Annotated in this window: 16 protein-coding genes and 1 riboswitch; of the genes, 3 read left to right on the top strand and 13 right to left on the bottom strand. The window is 37.2% G+C overall.

The window, feature by feature from the left end; translation table 11 throughout:
• Positions 1 to 51 precede the first annotated feature (51 nt).
• From AC57AW_RS13105 to pnuC, 4 genes are all read right to left on the bottom strand, one after another.
• The gene (locus AC57AW_RS13105; RefSeq protein ID WP_496352229.1) at positions 52 to 864 is read right to left on the bottom strand and encodes a FecR family protein; all 813 of its coding nucleotides are present in this window, start codon (positions 862 to 864) and stop codon (positions 52 to 54) included.
• Positions 865 to 1,181: 317 nt separating this feature from the next.
• On the bottom strand, positions 1,182 to 1,676 hold the full coding sequence (locus AC57AW_RS13100; RefSeq protein ID WP_496352228.1) for an RNA polymerase sigma factor: 495 nt from the start codon (positions 1,674 to 1,676) through the stop codon (positions 1,182 to 1,184).
• A 134-nt stretch (positions 1,677 to 1,810) separates the two neighbouring features.
• Positions 1,811 to 2,842, bottom strand: a complete 1,032-nt coding sequence (locus AC57AW_RS13095; protein ID WP_496352227.1) for an acyl-CoA dehydrogenase family protein — start codon at positions 2,840 to 2,842, stop codon at positions 1,811 to 1,813.
• Complete coding sequence (pnuC, locus tag AC57AW_RS13090) at positions 2,829 to 3,425, bottom strand: nicotinamide riboside transporter PnuC (RefSeq protein WP_496352226.1); 597 nt, start codon at positions 3,423 to 3,425, stop codon at positions 2,829 to 2,831. The genes AC57AW_RS13095 and pnuC overlap by 14 nt, the downstream gene beginning before the upstream one ends.
• Positions 3,426 to 3,450: 25 nt before the next feature.
• Positions 3,451 to 3,557: riboswitch (TPP riboswitch) on the bottom strand.
• A gap of 157 nt (positions 3,558 to 3,714) precedes the next feature.
• On the opposite strand from pnuC, the gene AC57AW_RS13085 reads away from it, so the two are divergent.
• Positions 3,715 to 4,305, top strand: coding sequence for a hypothetical protein (locus AC57AW_RS13085; protein WP_496352225.1), 591 nt, complete (start codon positions 3,715 to 3,717; stop codon positions 4,303 to 4,305).
• 21 nt (positions 4,306 to 4,326) lie between these two features.
• Here AC57AW_RS13085 and AC57AW_RS13080 read toward each other — a convergent pair whose 3' ends face one another.
• The 3 genes from AC57AW_RS13080 to AC57AW_RS13070 all read right to left on the bottom strand — a co-directional run bounded on the left by AC57AW_RS13080 (position 4,327) and on the right by AC57AW_RS13070 (position 6,392).
• The gene (locus AC57AW_RS13080) at positions 4,327 to 4,938 is read right to left on the bottom strand and encodes an alpha-ketoglutarate-dependent dioxygenase AlkB family protein (RefSeq protein ID WP_496352224.1); all 612 of its coding nucleotides are present in this window, start codon (positions 4,936 to 4,938) and stop codon (positions 4,327 to 4,329) included.
• 266 nt (positions 4,939 to 5,204) lie between these two features.
• Positions 5,205 to 5,777: a YciE/YciF ferroxidase family protein gene (locus AC57AW_RS13075; RefSeq protein ID WP_318845985.1), complete on the bottom strand. Its 573-nt coding sequence runs from the start codon at positions 5,775 to 5,777 to the stop codon at positions 5,205 to 5,207.
• 204 nt (positions 5,778 to 5,981) lie between these two features.
• A complete protein-coding gene (locus AC57AW_RS13070) occupies positions 5,982 to 6,392 on the bottom strand; it encodes a low affinity iron permease family protein (protein WP_496352223.1) in 411 nt (136 codons plus the stop codon).
• A 384-nt stretch (positions 6,393 to 6,776) separates the two neighbouring features.
• On the opposite strand from AC57AW_RS13070, the gene AC57AW_RS13065 reads away from it, so the two are divergent.
• A complete protein-coding gene (locus AC57AW_RS13065; protein WP_496352222.1) occupies positions 6,777 to 9,386 on the top strand; it encodes a TonB-dependent receptor in 2,610 nt (869 codons plus the stop codon).
• 114 nt (positions 9,387 to 9,500) lie between these two features.
• Here the strand turns inward: AC57AW_RS13065 and AC57AW_RS13060 are convergent, their stop codons facing one another.
• Positions 9,501 to 10,082, bottom strand: a complete 582-nt coding sequence (locus AC57AW_RS13060) for a YdeI/OmpD-associated family protein (protein WP_496352221.1) — start codon at positions 10,080 to 10,082, stop codon at positions 9,501 to 9,503.
• 205 nt (positions 10,083 to 10,287) lie between these two features.
• Here AC57AW_RS13060 and AC57AW_RS13055 point away from each other — a divergent pair, with 205 nt between their 5' ends.
• Positions 10,288 to 10,917, top strand: coding sequence for a hypothetical protein (locus AC57AW_RS13055; RefSeq protein ID WP_496352220.1), 630 nt, complete (start codon positions 10,288 to 10,290; stop codon positions 10,915 to 10,917).
• A gap of 48 nt (positions 10,918 to 10,965) precedes the next feature.
• On the opposite strand, the gene AC57AW_RS13050 is transcribed toward AC57AW_RS13055, so the two are convergent.
• The 5 genes from AC57AW_RS13050 to AC57AW_RS13030 all read right to left on the bottom strand — a co-directional run bounded on the left by AC57AW_RS13050 (position 10,966) and on the right by AC57AW_RS13030 (position 17,928).
• A complete protein-coding gene (locus AC57AW_RS13050; RefSeq protein WP_496352219.1) occupies positions 10,966 to 11,445 on the bottom strand; it encodes a MarR family winged helix-turn-helix transcriptional regulator in 480 nt (159 codons plus the stop codon).
• A gap of 2 nt (positions 11,446 to 11,447) precedes the next feature.
• Positions 11,448 to 11,936 carry a GNAT family N-acetyltransferase gene (locus AC57AW_RS13045; RefSeq protein ID WP_496352218.1) on the bottom strand — a complete coding sequence of 163 codons (489 nt, stop codon included), beginning with the start codon at positions 11,934 to 11,936 and terminating at the stop codon, positions 11,448 to 11,450.
• A gap of 147 nt (positions 11,937 to 12,083) precedes the next feature.
• Entirely contained in the window at positions 12,084 to 13,499 is a 1,416-nt protein-coding gene (locus AC57AW_RS13040) for an efflux transporter outer membrane subunit (protein ID WP_496352217.1), read from the bottom strand.
• 95 nt (positions 13,500 to 13,594) lie between these two features.
• Positions 13,595 to 16,741 carry an efflux RND transporter permease subunit gene (locus AC57AW_RS13035; protein ID WP_496352216.1) on the bottom strand — a complete coding sequence of 1,049 codons (3,147 nt, stop codon included), beginning with the start codon at positions 16,739 to 16,741 and terminating at the stop codon, positions 13,595 to 13,597.
• Positions 16,741 to 17,928 (bottom strand): efflux RND transporter periplasmic adaptor subunit, encoded by a 1,188-nt coding sequence (locus AC57AW_RS13030; protein ID WP_318845993.1) that lies wholly within the window; start codon positions 17,926 to 17,928, stop codon positions 16,741 to 16,743. The genes AC57AW_RS13035 and AC57AW_RS13030 overlap by 1 nt, the downstream gene beginning before the upstream one ends.
• Position 17,929: the final 1 nt, after the last annotated feature.

Genomic DNA, 17,929 nt, shown 5'->3' with positions numbered 1-17,929 from the left:
TTATTTGACTGATTTATATTCAATGCATCGGTAACCCCAATTACTGGTGCATTATTTTTCTAAAATGATATGATTTGCTGATTGTTTTCCTGCAGTCAGATTAAATGGAAACCCTATTGTTTTAATAACCTTATCCAGATCTCCGGTGATGTCTCCGTCTATTACATTCTCTTTGTAATCCTGAGGATATGCTATGGAAACATTGTAGGTCTTCTCCAATTGAGAAATGGCCTGCCCGAATTTCATTTCATTAAAATCGAATGTTCTTACCACATCCTGATCGTAGAAGTGTTTCTCGGCTCCGTCTTTTTCAGCAAGCCAGGTTTCTTTAGGCAGAAGGAATGTTGTATTCCCTTTGTAATCAATTTTTACTTTCCCTTCTTTCAGATAGACTTTCTTATCTGCGGATCTCTGATCAAGCAAAAACTGAGTTCCCAATACTTTTACTTTAAATCCATTGGCATCAATGATAAACGGCAATGCTTTATTTTTAGCAACACTGAAAAAAGCTTTCCCTTTAAAAGATACATTTCTGGTCTTCTTTCCGAAATCATCCGTCAGTTTCAATTCACTTTCAGGTTCCAGGGTAATAATACTTCCGTCAGATAGTATAAATTCTTTTTGAATCTTTTCTGTCCTGAAAACCATTTGCTGGTGATCCGGAGATTTCATTTCATTTCCAGTAGAAAACAAAGTAATCAGTGTAAATAAAGGCAAAAGAACAGCCGCAGCCCATAAAACCCGTTTTGTATTCTTTCTGAACCTGATTTTATTTTCAAGTCCATTCCAGATTCGCTGATCTGCGGAATCTTTCATTTTCCGGTTTTCATCTTTGACTGATTTCCATTGATTGTCGAAATCCATATGCTCCTATTTGATCTTTACTAGAGAATACGCAGGAAGTGTAGAATCGTCAACCTCTATTTTTTTGATTTAACGATTTGTTCATATTCATTCACATTCGGTTAAAATTAATTAAGGTAGTTAGATACAATTTTACATTAATCCTGCTCTCTTATTATTATGACGCTGTCATTCAGAATGTAACGCAGTGAAATGAAGAATCCAGGCTTTACATGATGACAATGAGGTAAGTTGTATATAGCTGCCTTAATTAAAACTAATAAACAATTGATATACAGATCTGAAGTGAAGCTTGTTATCAATATAAACGGAAAAGGTTAAAAGAAAAAATTCAAATTTGCTCTTAGAAATTTCAAAACCTTATTGACATGTTTTTCAACAGCAGTTTTGGAAATATGATTTTCCTGAGCAATGGTAAAAAGACTGAGATTCTGAATTTTATTTTTGATGAAAAACTCACGGCTTCTTTCGGGAACCTGTTCCAGAAGGTTTTCTATCTTTTTGAGCTGATCTTCCTGCTGCAGCTGTTTTTCGATTTCAGAGGTTTCTTCATCCTGATTTTCTGGGGAATTTTCCAGCGGAACAAAGATCATTTTCCTTTTACGGTAAAAGTTGGAGATTTCCTGTTTGGCAGATTTAAAAATAAGTGCTTCAATTTCTGAAGGTGAATTGGTTTTGGATAAATATTTCCAGACATGCATAAAAATATCCTGAACAATTTCTTCAATATCTTCTTCTTCCGAAAGGTATTTTGCCACAAAAAAATACACCCTGTGCTTGTAACCGGAATATATTTCTTTAAAATGATCCATCCTTTAAAATATCTTTGAACCTACAACTCAATGATGCAAAAGTATCTAAAAGCAATGTCAATCATATTAAATTCATATTAAGTTTAAATTCATAACCATAATGCAGTTTAACTTTTGAAAGACTTACATCTACCTCAAAAAGAAAAATCTAACTCATCAGCGGAAGGTCTGAAATTGGAATGCATCGTTGCTGTAAAATAATCACAAAACACCTGATATATTGCAGAATCAGTAGCTGTTGCCCGGATTCCAAGCTGAGTGTAAACAGTAAGTATTTGATGGGATAATTGACTTGTTAATGCTGTTCCATAAGTATGAATCTCATTTTGCTGATCCGCTGAAATCTCTTTGTTATCAGCAAGAATATTTTCAATATTTCTGGCCATACCTAACACCTTTTCCAAATGTTTTTCAACAGACTCAGCAAAGTTTTTGAAATTGATCTGAGGACGAATAAGCTCTGCTTCTTCAATAAAATGAGAAGCCATTCCAAGATAATTCACCAAAAGTGTCAGATCAGCAAAAACCCGAAACGGAATGCTGTCCAGTATATCATCCGTGAAGAAATGATCATACACAAAGCTGTACTCTTCGCTGACGATAACATTTTCAATGGTAAAGGAATAAGTTCCGCTGGCTTTCATTCCCATTGATTTCCAGTTGGGGATAATTTCAGCCTGTTCTCTCGGAATAATAAAAGAATGAACCATTTCGTTGCCTTCATTATCTAACATGGGTTTGCCCTTTTCTGTAATCCTTGCATTGAGAGTAAAATGAGTCAGATGGGGAGCTCCTGTGGCAAAATCCCATAATCCATTGATGATATAAGTGTTATCATTTTGCTTTTCTGCAGTTCCGCCCACCATTCCGCTTCCTCCAAAACAGGTTTTAGAATCAGTGAACAGCAATTGAGCCACATCGGGTTTTATATTTCTTGAAAAATAATTGGCTCCGGCACAAAGTGTCAGCATCCAGCCAAAGCTTCCATCGGTTTCAGCCCAGCCAAATAATGCTTTAAGTCCCTCTTCAAAAAGATATCCTAATCCTCCGTATTTCTTCGGTACCCAGATCTTAAGCCATCCTTCTTCATGAATATGCTGTATCACCTTATCAGAAATTACAGAAGCTCCTTGAAGTTCTTCTCTGATGTCTTTAGTATTGAGCATTGGCTTTGGTTTTAATAAGTTTCTGCCATTCCATATAACCGGAGATTGCCACTAAAAATAAAAATGACGTCAAAACAGCATAGAGATATAATTCCTTATGAATCATTAAAGGGATAGAAATAATATTACTGACATTCAGTATCACCCAATTTTCAATTTTCCGTCTTGCCATCAGCCACATTCCTGCCCATGCAAAAGCACTTACCAGAGAATCCCAGACCGGAACATCCGAGTCTGTAAAATGAGTGAGAAAGAACCAGAACAGACTAAAAGTTCCCAGTACAATTCCTCCGGTAATCCATTTTTCTGAGGTTGAGGTAACAGAGATTTCCATTTCGGATTTCTGTTTCCCGAATTTCCAATACAGCCATCCGTAGATGCTCATGATCAAATAATAAAGATTTAATGTAAATTCAGCATACAGTTTTGAGGTAAGCATCACATACAAAGTAAGCAGAATACCAGCAATACCGAAAAGATAGTTATTGACATTGTTTTTACGAGCCAGTAAAACCTGAATGACTGAAAATAAGACTCCGAACCATTCCGGTAAGGTAATTTGTTTTAAAATGTCCTGCATCATATTAATTGTTAGAAATCAAATGATGAGATGATAAGTAAGCAATCCCTACGCCGGCATTATCCGGATCAGGTGTGGAAGTAAATTCCTGGGTATCATCTCAGCCACTGTTCTGTAGCACCCCATTGTTGGGGCAAAGGTGCAGCTTTTTTCCGGAAAAAGAAAACACATCGCAGCTTTTTATTCTGAAACACCATTCATGTATAAAAAAGGAGCAAAAGATATTTTAAAAAGTCTCAGAATAACCAATAATTTTTATATTTGTCAGATAATACCTTATAAAAACTACCCCATGAGCTTCTTCAAAAAGATTTTTTCAAAAAATAAAAATACCACAGATCAGCAGTCTGCAGATCCAAGAATAGACGGAGCTTATACAGACGAATATTTTAGTAACCGATATACTGAAGATCCGCTTTTATCAGATGATGTTCTGATGGATGGCTCATTCAGAATGTTGAACAGCTATTTTATGGATAACAAAATAGCACAGGCTCTTGAAAATCCTATTTATCATCCCATGAATTTAGATAAAGCCGTTACTGTAGAACCTGGATTTTATGAGTATTGTAAATCATTTGATCAGGATGATAAGCAGATTGGACTGATGTTGACAGTAGCATTTTCATACTATATGGTCCATGAATTAGGATTTAAATTGTATAGAGATAAAACCCCGGAATTTCCTTTACGATTTATGAGTCTTAAATACAATAACAATGGGGGTGTTATTTCTTTATATCCATTCGAATATTCATTGAAGGTTTTAAACGGAGAAGCTTTATTCAATGATCTTTTGGAGAGAATTAAAAGCAATTTAGAGAGTATCCCCAGTGCGGAGGATTTTATCGCTAATTTTAAACAGAATCTGTCTCAGGAATAAGGCTTATGAAGCTTTTAATCATTACGCTTCTCTTACTAACCGAAATGTAAGATTAATGCGTTCTTTCATAGAGGTTACAGATTTAGCAATCCGATGTTCCCAATGTTCCTGCAAGTCTCCTTTCATGATCAATAATGAACCATGAGGAAGAGGTAGACTGTATTTACTCTGATGATGGTCTCTTTTACGGAAATCAAAGTTTCTGGTCTGTCCTAAACTTATTGATGCAATCACCGGTCGGTTTCCATATCTGCTTTCCTTATCCCGATGCCAGGCAACAGAGTCATTGTGATTCCGGTAAAGATTAAGCAATACGGAATTGAACTGATAACCAAATGTTTCTTCTATTCTTTCTTTTAAAGAAAACAGTTCAGGTGTCCAGAGATGAGTCTCCACTTCACCATTTCCTAATGGATAATCCGTTTTCGGATCTCCATACCATGCCGTTAAGCGCGGTGTCAGCACCATTTTATCATACATTTTCTGGGTTCTTTGTTTCCAGGGAGCTGTTTCAAGCAAATGAGCCTTAAGTTTGTCAGCTTCTTCCTGATTCAGGAAATATTCTCGATACTCCAGAAGATCTTTGGGAAATTCATACAATTCTTCTGAGTCGAACAGGCTGAGCTGGGTCATATTTTTTAATTTTTAAATAATAGAATTATATTCCTAAGCATAGCAACCGTTACTAACACGGAGCACTCTTGAAGCTTTTATTGGCTCTTTGAATATTATACGATAGAAGGAAATTACAATTGATACAAATAATATCTACAAATACATTAAAAACGATACAAAAATAACCAAAACTATTACCACTTCTTTCTTGAATCTCTGGGATCTCAACATAAAAAAGGAGATCAAATTGATATCTGATCTCCTTTCTATAATTGAATATTGTTTTATATTGCTTTGCTGTTAAGATTAGTATCAGCAATTTTTGTTAACAGATCATCACATTTTTTTTCTTCTTCTAGTGTGCTCAAAAGATTTTTAAGACAATCCTTCTCTTTCAATACTTTTGCAAAGGCTGCAAGTGTACCATAGGAAGCAATTTCATAATGTTCCACTTTTTGTGCTGCTGCAATGATTCCTGCATCTCTTACCGCTCCCGGCTCTGTTTCTTCTATAATGCTTTTCCCCTCATCCAGCAGTCCCTGCATCGCATCACATTTCTTTGCCTGAGCTTTCTTACCGAGTGCTTTAAAACATTTTTCCAGCCTGTCAACATGATCTTCCGTTTCCTTAATATGTTTGTTTATTGCTGTTTTAAGTTTTTCACTGGTCGCGTTTTTCATCATTCTTGGCAATGCTTTCAAAAGTGCTTTTTCAGCCCAGTAAAGATCTTTCAGTGCCTCTTCAAAAAGGTCTTCCAACCCTTTTGCCGCACCTTTTTTAGCCGGAGTCTTTGCAGATGCTTTCCGTGTTGCTGCTTTTTTTACGGTTGCTTTTTTTGTTGCTGTTCTAGTTTCCATAATATACTATTTAGTGTTTGATTGGTGATAATTCTACAACTATAAGACCATTTTTGCCTGAAATACTGAGATGTGGTATCTAAAAAATTTAAGGAATATAAGTTATTTTAAGACTGATATTTCTTTACACAAACGGTTATAGATATCAAAATAATTGATCTGTCACTATGTGCAGAAATTTTCAGGCTCCCACCATATCGACAATTATTTATATCGTTGCTGCTGCTCGGTAGAATCTAATGAAGGTCTTGGTTTATTGGAAAACTTCCCTAATTTTTCATAATACTTATGAAGCTGGTCAAGTTCTTCTTCCGTTAAATCTTCAATATCCACCAGCCTGTTACTGGCTTTTTCATAGGATGCTATAAGTTCATTCAGCTTTATCTGGATCGCTTTAGAGTCTTTATTCTGAGTTTTTTGAATCAGAAATACCATTAGGAAAGTTATAATAGTAGTACTTGTATTGATAACCAGCTGCCAGGTTTCTGAATAGTCGAAAACAGGTCCGCAAACCGCCCAGATAACAACAAGTAAAGTTGCACCGATAAAAGCTCCGGGACTTCCGGTAATATAGACAACACGATCTGAAAACTTTTCAAAAAAATTCTTTTTCATACTATAAATACGGTTTTAAAATAAAATGATAATACAAGGTATCAAAACAACAGTATAAAGTTTATGACTCTAGTCAATTACCAAACGTTCTATCACTAAATGGATGAATAATTAGAATATTTTAAAGAAACAGCGGTCGTTATAATGAAAAATATAAGGAACTGCATAATTATTTTATGCAGTTAAACACATTTCCTGTTTTTGATAATTCACTTTTATAACAAATTGTAAATTAAATATCTGAATTAATTAATACACTTAAAAAAATGAGTAATAACAGATCATCCGGATGCTTTCTGAAATCACGTAATGAAGATTTAATACTTTATTAAAAAATAAATATCCATCTTTGCAGCCTTAAATTCAAAAACGCTAGTTTATTTCATGAGCATTACTTTTAAAAAGCGACTAATTATAGCGCTTGTATTACCTACGGCCGCCATATATTATGGGCAGAGTACGAAGGATTCTTTAGACAAATCAAAATCTATTGATGAGGTTATGTTGGTAGGTAGAAACCTTTCCCAAACAGCCAAAGAGAGAAAAACACCTGTTGCAGTTTCCAACATCAAAGCAGCAGAGATTCAGGAGAAACTGGGAAACAGAGAATTTCCTGAAATTATGAAGTCTACTCCATCCGTTTACGTGACCAAAGTAGGTGGAGGATTCGGAGACAGCAGAATCAACATGAGAGGTTTTGACGGTGCTAACATTGCAGTTATTATCAACGGGCAACCCGTGAATGATATGCAGGGAGGTACTGTGTACTGGTCTAACTGGACAGGATTAGCTGACATTGCCAGCAATATTCAGATTCAGAGAGGATTGGGAGCTTCTAAATTTGTTGTTCCCTCTGTAGGAGGAACCATCAACATTGTAACCAAAGCTACAGATTCTGAGCAGAAAGCAATGGTGAAAGGAGAAGTTGGTAACGACAACTACTCCAGAATATCTGCAATGTACTCTTCAGGGTTAAAAAACAAATGGGGAACAACCGTATTGCTTTCCCGTTGGCAAGGGGACGGTTATATCAACGGAACACAGGGAGAAGGTTATTCCTGGTTTTTCTCTACAGGATTTAAGCCTAATGAAAAACATGCTTTCAATTTTATCGCAACCGGAGCACCACAGGTACATGACACAAGAAGATCTTCTGCTACGGGAGCGAATGTGGCTACTTTGCAGCAACTTGATACTTATGGAAGAAGATACAACCCACAAACAGGAATGCTGAATGGTTCTCAATTCAATTTAGCACCTAACTTCTACCACAAGCCTATTGCTTCATTAAACTGGGACTGGAATATTAATGATAATCTGAAATTATCTACCGTTCTTTATGGTTCATGGGGACGTGGCGGCGGTGGTACCGGACTTAACGGTTCTATCAAAAACGCAGCAGGACAAACTATGAATTTCATGAATTCTGGTGCGGGCGGAGACGGTACGATCAACTGGGATATGATTTACCGTTATAACAGAGGCGGTATGGTAACAGATTATAATGGAAACAGCTTCCAAAAATCAACCTTTACAGCACCTGCAGGCTCTCCTACTGATTACAACGGAAAATACGTAGCTACTCTGAACGGAACCAATGGTATCGTTAGAAAGCAAAGCATCAATGCTCATGACTGGTATGGAGTCATTGCAGACCTTAATTACAAAAAAAATAACTGGACCTTTAACGGAGGTATTGATCTTAAAACATATAAAGGAGCTCTGTATGACATTGTAACTGATATGTTAGGATCAGATGCATTATATGTTCCCAATACAGCCAATGCACCAAAAGGATATTTTATCAATCAAACTGTAAAACCAGAACCACTTACCAAGCTTAAAGATGCTCAGAAAGTATCTATCCACAATGAAGGTTTGGTAAAATGGGCAGGTATCTACGGAATGGTTGAATACAGTTCTGAAAAGCTAAGTGCATCTGTTCAGGGGTCCGTTTCCGAGCAATACTATAAGAGAGTAGATTATATGCTGTATACACCAGGAAACCAGGAAACCAAATGGTACCACAAAACGGGATATATCGTAAAAGGAGGAGCCAACTATAATATAGATGATCATCATAATGTATTTTTCAATACAGGAGTGATCTCAAGACAGCCGTTATTCAACGCTTTATTCCCATCCAACCAGAATATTTATAACGATGCAAAGAATGAAAGAATCTTCTCTGTAGAATTAGGATATGGTTTCAAATCGCGTTATATAGATGTAAACATTAATGCTTACAGAACGCAGTGGGATGACAGATTTATTTCAAGAACATTCAATGCTACAGCAGCGGATGTTGCAAAATTCCCTCAGTTAAGCCTTGGAAATGCTTATTTCTATAATGCACTGAACGTTGGTCAGGTACACCAGGGACTTGAACTGGAGACAAAAGCAAGACCTTTTGCTAATCTTAAACTTAGAGGAATGGTTTCTTTCGGGAACTGGAAATACAAAGGAAATGCTAACTTCAACATTCTGGATGTTCAAACCAACCAGGAAATATCCGGAGCTACAGGAGTGATCAATATCAAAGACCTGAAGGTGGGAGATGCTGCACAAACAACAGCAAGCATTGGAGCGGATTATAATATTACCAAAGCTTTCAGTATTGATGCAAACTGGGAATATTATGACAGACTGTATGCACAGTTCAACCCGATTAACTTCCTTACTGAAGCAGCAAGAGAAAAAGGAATTGTAAAATTGCCAAGCTACCATTTATTTGATATAGGTGCTTCTTACAAATTCACATTGGATGCGAAAAAATCTTTAACATTGAGAGCGAATGTATACAACTTATTCAACAAATATTATATTTCTGAATTAAGCTCCAATATTTTCGCAGGTGATAAAATTGCTAATGGTCCGGATGCAGGGAAAACCTATCAGGATGCAGGCAGAGTGTATCAGGGTGTTGCAGATGGCAATACAGGATTCCTTGGTTTTGGAAGAACCTGGTCTGTTGCAGCCACTTTGAGATTCTAAGACAATATTATTTCAATAATGAATCAATTGAATCGGCTGGCCCAAAAATGGGTCAGCCGATTTTTTTATCTTACTCCGAAATCTCGAATAAAAGAATACGCTGTCTTTTACCGATTAAAAGTTTTTAGGTTTTTTATTCTGAGCAGCGTGTGTCGCTATTTCATTTATACGGTTTTTCCTGGTTTCGGGTCTTTTGGCAAGTATGACCCACTGCAGCAACATTTTTTTAATGGATTTGCTCAAACTTAGAAAATACACTTCTGAACCTTCATGAATTTTAAATGCCTCCATCAGATCTTCAGGAATGGCAAGGTCTTCCACACTATCTAAAATATTCCAGGAGCCATTTTCTTTAGCAATTCTAATGGTTTCAAATCCGGCTTTTGTCATCAGCTCATTTTCAATCAGTCTTCCAACTTTCTCTTTATTGATTTTTGACCATGTACTATTAGGTTTTCTCCTGCTGAATAACTGCATAAAAGAACCTTCATCAATGGTTTTTCTTGTGCTGTCAATCCAGCCAAAACAAAGAGCTTCATCTACCAGCTCAGTCCAATACACCATGGGTAAATTAGATTTTCGTGTATTGCAGACAAGCCATATAGATTGTAATTTCTGATGGTTCTCTTGTAACCATGCCCGCCATTCTGCTTTTGTATTTATATATACAGTTGGTCTTTCTGGAGTTGTTCCCATACTATCTGCTTTTACACGTTTTGATCGTTTAAAATTAAGAAAGATGATTGACAATAGTTTGTCAGTAAGAACAATTAAAAAAACTATTAGAATCAAAATATATTTAATAATTAATCCCTTTATAAAAATTATCATTAGTGAACGAAAATAAATGATAAATTAGAGAGAATAAAAAACTAAAAAATCATTAATTTTTCAGTGAAATATGGACAGAGAAACGACAGCTTATATTATCAACTATTTCAGTAACTTAATGACTAAACATGAAAAGTTAGCTCAAAAACATCAGATATATTCTTTCAAGAGTAATGAAAATCCAAAATTCCGAAAGATAATGATAGATAAGGGCTGGATAAGTTCTGATCCTGAAATCATAAATCTATTAGAAAATGGTTATGAGGTCTTTGAACAAAACATTGTCACGCGTATAATGACTGAAACTCCAGAAAAAGTTTTTTTCAACGATTGTCCGAAATGCAACAAACTTACCCGTACTCCATATGCAAAACAATGCAGACACTGCGGACATAGCTGGCATCATTTAACTGTTGCCCAATTTAAGCTTAACGATACTTTTCAGATTACAGAAAGACAATTTTTCTTAATAGGACAAATTATAGAGGGCGAAATCAAAGAAGGACAACGGATAGATCTGAGAATACTGGGGCTTAATAAGAAAATCAAAATCGAATCCATTGAATTTGCTCTTAAACGTCAGAATGGTAAAGCTTGGGAAGATATTGCACTTGGAACAAATGAATTAACGGAAGAGGAAAAAGAATATTTAAAATGTAGGATATCATCCATAAGATCATTGGATATAGTACTAGAATAAAAAGAGTTGTATCCTAATACAACTCTTTTATCGGAAAAATAATCTATTCTATTTCGAGTTCTTCACCTGCAGCGCCCTCTGATAAAAAGACTGGCTTTCAATTTTCTCCTCGGCCTCATCAATAGCTGCCAGCAGATTATTATTGTTATCAGTAATTTCCCCCAGAATCTGTGACATCAACTCCCAGACCGGTTTCATTTTATCAATGAGTTCCTTCCCCTTTGGAGTTAATTTAAACATCCTTTTTCGTTCATCCTGTTTATCCTTTTCCCATTGTATCAACTCCAGTTTTTCGAGTTCTTTGAGCAGGGTTATGGTGGATGGATGGGTATACCCTATCTCATTGGCAATTTCAACAACGCTTGCGATTTCTTTTTTATAAATGGTAAAGATCACCGGAAACCATTTAAGCTCAAAATCGATTCCAAATGCTTTATAGATCAGGGCTCCGTCTTTTCTCAGTTGTTCACTCAAACGGTGCAATCGGGTTGATATGGCAAGAATTCCTGCTTCGTTGATCACATTCATATTCAGTCAATATTTAAATGGTAAAAAATATCATCAGCACTCATTAAAGGGAATTTCTCAGGGAGATTTCCTTTTTCAATCTTCACAAAGTGATTCCTTTCGTAGAAACGCTGTGCTGCTTTCAGGACCGTTATGGTTCCCAAATACAGATCATCAATTGCTGTTTCACGGCAGAAAGAAATTAACACTTCCAATAATTCCTGAGCAATATTCAGTTCTTTCCCTCTGAATTCTTTTTTAACAAACATCTTTCTGATCGCTCCTGCCCTTTCATCAAACTTAACCAATGCAATGGAACCTACCAGTTCACCATCTACAAAAGCACCCCAAAAGTTACCTCCTGCTTCCGTATAAAAACTTTCAATCTGCAAAAGATCAGGCTGATCTTTAATGGTGATCGGAATATTAAACTCCTTCTGCTGAATATTCAAAATCAAGTCAATCGCCTGTTCCGAATAAGAATTTCCTATGGGCTGTATCTTTAATTTCATAGTGTTTGAATTTTAAAGTACAAAACTACGTAGTTGAATACATATATCCAAACTAAATTTATTCTTTAAAGAATTTTAACATAGAACAAATAAAAAACGTATGCCATTACTGACATACGTTTTATCGTCTATACTGTTAGAATACGGTTACTTCCAGCCTCCTCCTAAAGCCTGGTAAAGCTCCACAGCTGCCTTCATTTTACTGTATCTCGCATTGGAAATATTAAGTTCTGCGTTCAATGAATTTACACTTGCATTCAATACTTCAAGATAGTTTGCCATACCGTAGTTCACCAATTCCTGGGAATAGTCAACCGATTTTTTATAGGCATTCAGTTCTTTTTGTTTCAACTCAATAAATGAATCCTGCACAGAGAAAACTCTGATGGCATCTGAAACTTCTTTTCCTGCAGTAAGAACTGTCTTTCTGAAGTTGAGATAAGCCGTTTCCTGATTGGCAAGACTTACATCATAGTTGGTCTTGATCTGTCTTTTGTTCAAAATTGGCTGAGCCAGTCCTGCTACTACATTCGCAAATAATGAATTGACACTGAATAAATGGTCAATATCCACAGACTGAAGACCTCCGCTTCCTGTCAGTTTTAAAGTAGGATAAAACTGAGCTTTGGCAGAATTCGTCAGTTCGAATGCATTCATTAAGCTGTATTCTGCTCTCATTACATCCGGACGGTTAGCCAAAAGCTGAGTAGGATAACCCAATTTTAAATCAATCGGAAGGTTTTGCCCTTCTAATGTAGATCTTTCAATAGAATGAGAAGATTCTCCCATTAAAAGACTCATGGTATTTTCAAGAAGCTGGATCTGTGTATCAATATCAATCAGTAATGATTTGGCATTGAAAACAAGTGCCTCACTTTGCTGTACAGCAACTTCAGTAACTGTTCCTGAAATTTTTAAAGCCTTTGTAGCTTCTAAGTTTTTCTCTCTTACTGCAATAGTTTCTGTAATAATTCTCTTCTGTGCATCAAAAGTTAACAATTGATAGTAAGCCGAAGCGATGGAAGATACAAGACTGCTTTTAACAGCTTTGTGGGCAGCAACAGTTCCTAAATAAGTAGCGACTTGCGCTTTCTCCTGAGCTCTTAATTTCCCCCAAATATCTGCTTCCCAGCCAATACTTGCTGTGATATCAAACTGGTTTACATAACGCCTTTCTCCAATAATCTGCCCAAACTGGGTATTGATAGACTGCGTCTGGAAGGTATAGTTGGGTCCTATAGAAAGTGTCGGCTGATAAGCTGCTTTACTTTGTTTCAGGTAAGCTTCCGCAGAATTGATGCTCTGCAGTGCGATTCTGATATCTAAGTTGTTTTCCAATGCTTTAGAAATATGCCCCTGCAGTATTGGATCTGTAAATATCTCTTTCCATGAAATATCTGCGATATTGGTACTGTCTGAAGGAAGCATATCTGTACGAAAAAGCTTTTCGTCCACAATGCTCTTCGGTCTTTCATACTCTTTTCTTGCCATACAGGATGAGATGGCTCCGAGTATGAAAACTGAAAAAGTGATTCCTTTTATGATGTTTAATAAACTCTTCATTATAAAAAATTAGAAATTAGATGTTAGAGGCTAGAAGTTAGATATGGTTTTAGACTGATTTCTAAATATCTAACTTCTAACTTCTCTAATTAATTTTATTCTGCTAAATTGATATCTTCTTTTTTGATAGGTTTAATTTTTTCCTGCAGTGTTTCAAAAATCACATACAGAACCGGAATTACAAATAATCCCAAAATAGTTCCTATCAATAGTCCAATTGCCGCACCCGTAGCGATAGATCTGTTCCCTACTGCTCCAATTCCACTTGCCAGAACTAGCGGTAATAAACCGAAGATAAAGGCGAATGATGTCATTAGAATAGGTCTCACCCTGGCTTTCGCTGCATTGATGGCTGACATGACAATAGTTTCACCATGATGCCTTCTCTGAACAGCAAATTCAACGATAAGGATTGCATTTTTCGCCAGTAGTCCTACAAGCATGATCAGGGCAATCTGGAAGTAAATATTATTTTCCAAGCCCATAATCTTCTGTCCGAAATAAGCTCCCATTACCCCAAGAGGAAGAGAAATAATAACGATCAGCGGAAGGATATAACTTTCATACTGTGCAGAAAGAATAAAGTAAACGAAGATCAAACTTAACCCGAAAATCAGAAGCGTCTGAGATCCTGAATTTAATTCTTCTCTGGTTAACCCGGTAAATTCTACTGCGTAGTTTTGATTCAATGTTTCATTAGCTACCTGCTGTACAGCGGCGATTGCATCCCCGGAACTGTATCCGTCAGAGTTGGCTCCTGTCACTTTTACTGAAGTAAACAGGTTATAACGGCTAACAGATTGTGGTCCGTATGCTTTTGTCAATGTTACAAACTGTGAAATCGGAGACATGATGCCTGATCCTGTTCTTACATAAAGCTGATTCAGATTTTCAATGTTTTTTCTGTTTTCAGGAAGAGCCTGAACCATCACTCTGAACTGTTTTCCATACTTGGTAAAGTCGGCAGTATAAATACCTCCAATATATCCCTGCATGGTAGCCAGAATGTCATTGACAGAAACCCCAAGCTGCTTGCTCAGAGGAACATTAATTTCCATCTGATATTGCGGATATTTGGTATTAAATGAAGTCTGCGCAAACTGAATTTCAGGTCTCTGCATCAGCTTACCGATGAATTCATTGGTTTTATTATCCAGATCTGCATATTCTCCACCAGATTTGTCCAGCAATACCATTTCAAAACCTGCACTGTTACCAAAACCTGGTACACTTGGCGGCTGGAAGAATACTACTTTGGCATCAGGAACAGCTCCTACAATTCCAAATAACTTTTTGGTGATATCTTCAGAAGTCTGCCCGTCTTTTTTCCTTTCTTCGAATGGTTTTAGCTTAACAAAGGCAAGACCGTTATTACTTCCGTTTCCGGATAGGAATCCTCTACCTGTGGAAATTGTTACGTTCTGTACTCCCGGAACTTTCAATGCTTTAGCCTGAAGCGTTTTCAAAGCGTTGTAAGTTCTTTCCATAGAAGCTCCCGGAGGAAGCTGAACATCTGTAAAGATAATTCCTCTGTCTTCTGTAGGTACAAACCCTTTCTTCATACTGCTGCTTGCCCAGAATAAGATACCTCCGGTAACAGCAAAAATAATAAGGGTTACCCATTTGTGTCTTAACAGGAATACAAATCCTCTTCCGTAACGTTCAGTAGTTGTTTTAAAAGCAATATTAAACTTATAGAAAAACTTCTGTAACAGATTTAAATTTTTATACTCTTTATGGTGCTCTGCATGAGGTTTTAAGAATAATGAACATAAAACCGGGCTCAGCGTTAATGCATTAATAGCAGAAATGATAATCGCTATAATCAGCGTAATACCAAACTGTTGGTAGAATACCCCTGTAGGACCTGTAATGAAGGTTACCGGGATAAATACTGCTGCCATTACCAACGTAATAGAAATAATAGCCCCTGTAATTTCATCCATCGCTTCTACCGTTGCTTTTTTAGCATCTGAAATACCATGCTCCATCTTGGCATGAACAGCCTCGACGACGACAATGGCATCATCCACTACAATACCAATCGCAAGAACCAATGCAAAAAGGGTTAGCAAGTTTAATGAATATCCGAAGAGATTCAGGAAGAAGAAAGCCCCCACAATAGATACCGGAACCGCAATGGCCGGGATCAGCGTAGATCTGAAGTCCTGAAGGAAAATATATACTACAATAAATACCAAAATGAAGGCCTCAATCAGGGTATGTACTACCTTTTCAATAGAAGCTTCCAGGAATTCGTTGGTATCAAAGTTGAAAGTATACTTCACACCCTTCGGAAAAGTTCCTTCCGCAGATTTCAGATATTCTTTGATATTTTTAATAATCTCCTGTGCGTTGGATCCCGGAGTCTGGAAGATCCCCATACTGATGGAAGGATTGTTTCCATTCTCCCCGATTCCTGTATAAGACTGTCCTGCCAGTTCTACTTTAGCAACGTCTTTCAGCATCAGGTTTTGTCCGTTTGCAAGAGATTTGATGATAATATTATCGTACTGTTCTTTATCATTGAATTTACCTACATATTTGATGATATATTCAAAAGAACTTCCGCTGTTTTGTCCGATAGAACCTGCTGCAGCTTCTCTACTCTGCTCGTTGATGGCATTGGTAACATCGGTAGGAGTTACGCTGTAGGCAGCCATTTTTGCCGGATCCAGCCAGATTCTCATTGAGTAGTTTTTACCTCCGAAAACGTTGGCATCCCCTACACCATTTACCCTTTTCAGGTTTGGAATAATGTTAATATTCAAAAAGTTCTGAAGGTATACATCATCAAGATCTTTATTTTCAGAATAGAAAGACATATACATCAGGGCACTGGTCTGCTGCTTCTGGGTTACAACACCTGAACGCGTTACTTCAGACGGCAGAAGAGGTGTCGCTCTGGCCACACGGTTCTGTACGTTTACTGCTGCAATATCCGGATCTATTCCTTGTTTGAAGAAAACCTGGATCTGCGCAGAACCATCATTCCCGGCACTGGAAGTAATATAATCCATTCCTTCCACCCCGTTGATCTGTTCTTCCAAAGGAACTACCACACTTTTCATCACCGTCTCCGCATTGGCTCCCGTATAGTTGGCGGAAACACTCACTGTGGGCGGTGCAATATCCGGATACTGTGTAACCGGTAACGAGATCAGTCCTAGCACACCGAGAATCACAATCAAAATTGAGATTACGGTAGATAAAACCGGTCTGTTAATAAAGTTTTTTATCATTAGAATTTCGGTTTTATTGATTGAACAAGACTATCCATTTTGATGGGCTTCGGTTTCACTGCTGTTCCCGGTTTTAAACCTCCGATACCAGCTGCAACAACTTTTTCACCCTTATTAACTCCAGATTTGATAAGCGCTAAATTGTCAATTCTGTCAATAACATTTACAACAACGTTTCTGGCAGTATCTCCTTTTTCTATTTTGTATACGTAAACAATACCTTGTTGTTCGTAAGTAGCACTTTCAGGAACTACAAGAACATTATCATATTGATGAGGGAATCTGATGGTTCCACTGTTACCATTACTTAATAATTTCTGAGCATTCGAGAAAGCAACTCTGAACTGGATGGTTCCTGTTGTAGGATCAATCTGACCGGTAATGGCTTCAATTTTCCCTTTTTCAGGATAAAGACTTCCATTCGCCAGCTGAAGCTCAACCATTGGTAAGTTTTTGATTTTCTCAGGCATAGAAGCTCCCGGAGACTTTTCAAGGAAATCAAAATACTCTTTTTCATTCATTGCAAAGTAAGCATAAATCTCAGACGTATCAGAAATCGTTGTCAGAGGAGTCTGATCAGATGGTCCTACCAAACTTCCTACTTTTAACGGCAGTCTTCCGATCACCCCTGAAATAGGAGCACGAATGATGGAATATTCGATATTGGCTTCTACTCCTTTATAATTGGCTTGTGCCTGTCTTTTGGAAGCATTGGCCTGTTGTAACTGAGCCTGTGCCTGTGCCAGCTGAGCCTGTGCGGTCTGTAACTGTACGTTGCTGATGATGTTTTTCTGAACCAGAGGTTTTAGTTTGTTAACTTCAACCTGAGCAGCATTTACAGAAGCCTGAGCAGCGGCAATACTGGATTCAGCAGCACCGATTCCTGCTTTGGAAGCAGCTGCAGTTTCGTTCAGGATATTGGTTTCCAAACGGAACAAAGGCTGTCCTTTTGTAACATATTGTCCTTCATCTACCAATACCTGGGTAATATATCCCTGTATTTTTGCACGTACATCATTGTTTACTCTACCCTGGATGGTAGCCGGAAACGTCTGATAACCCACTATATTTTTTGACTCCACGGAAACAACAGGATATGGCTTGGCACCATCCTGTTTCGGAGCTTCTTTTTTGCAGGCAGTCAGTGAAAGCGCTGCAATGGAAAGTATAACTAGCTTATTATTCATT

This window comes from Chryseobacterium sp. BGA-UO-ETr-SB22 (assembly GCF_059567885.1).
This window is presented reverse-complemented; position numbering and strand designations above follow the sequence as displayed.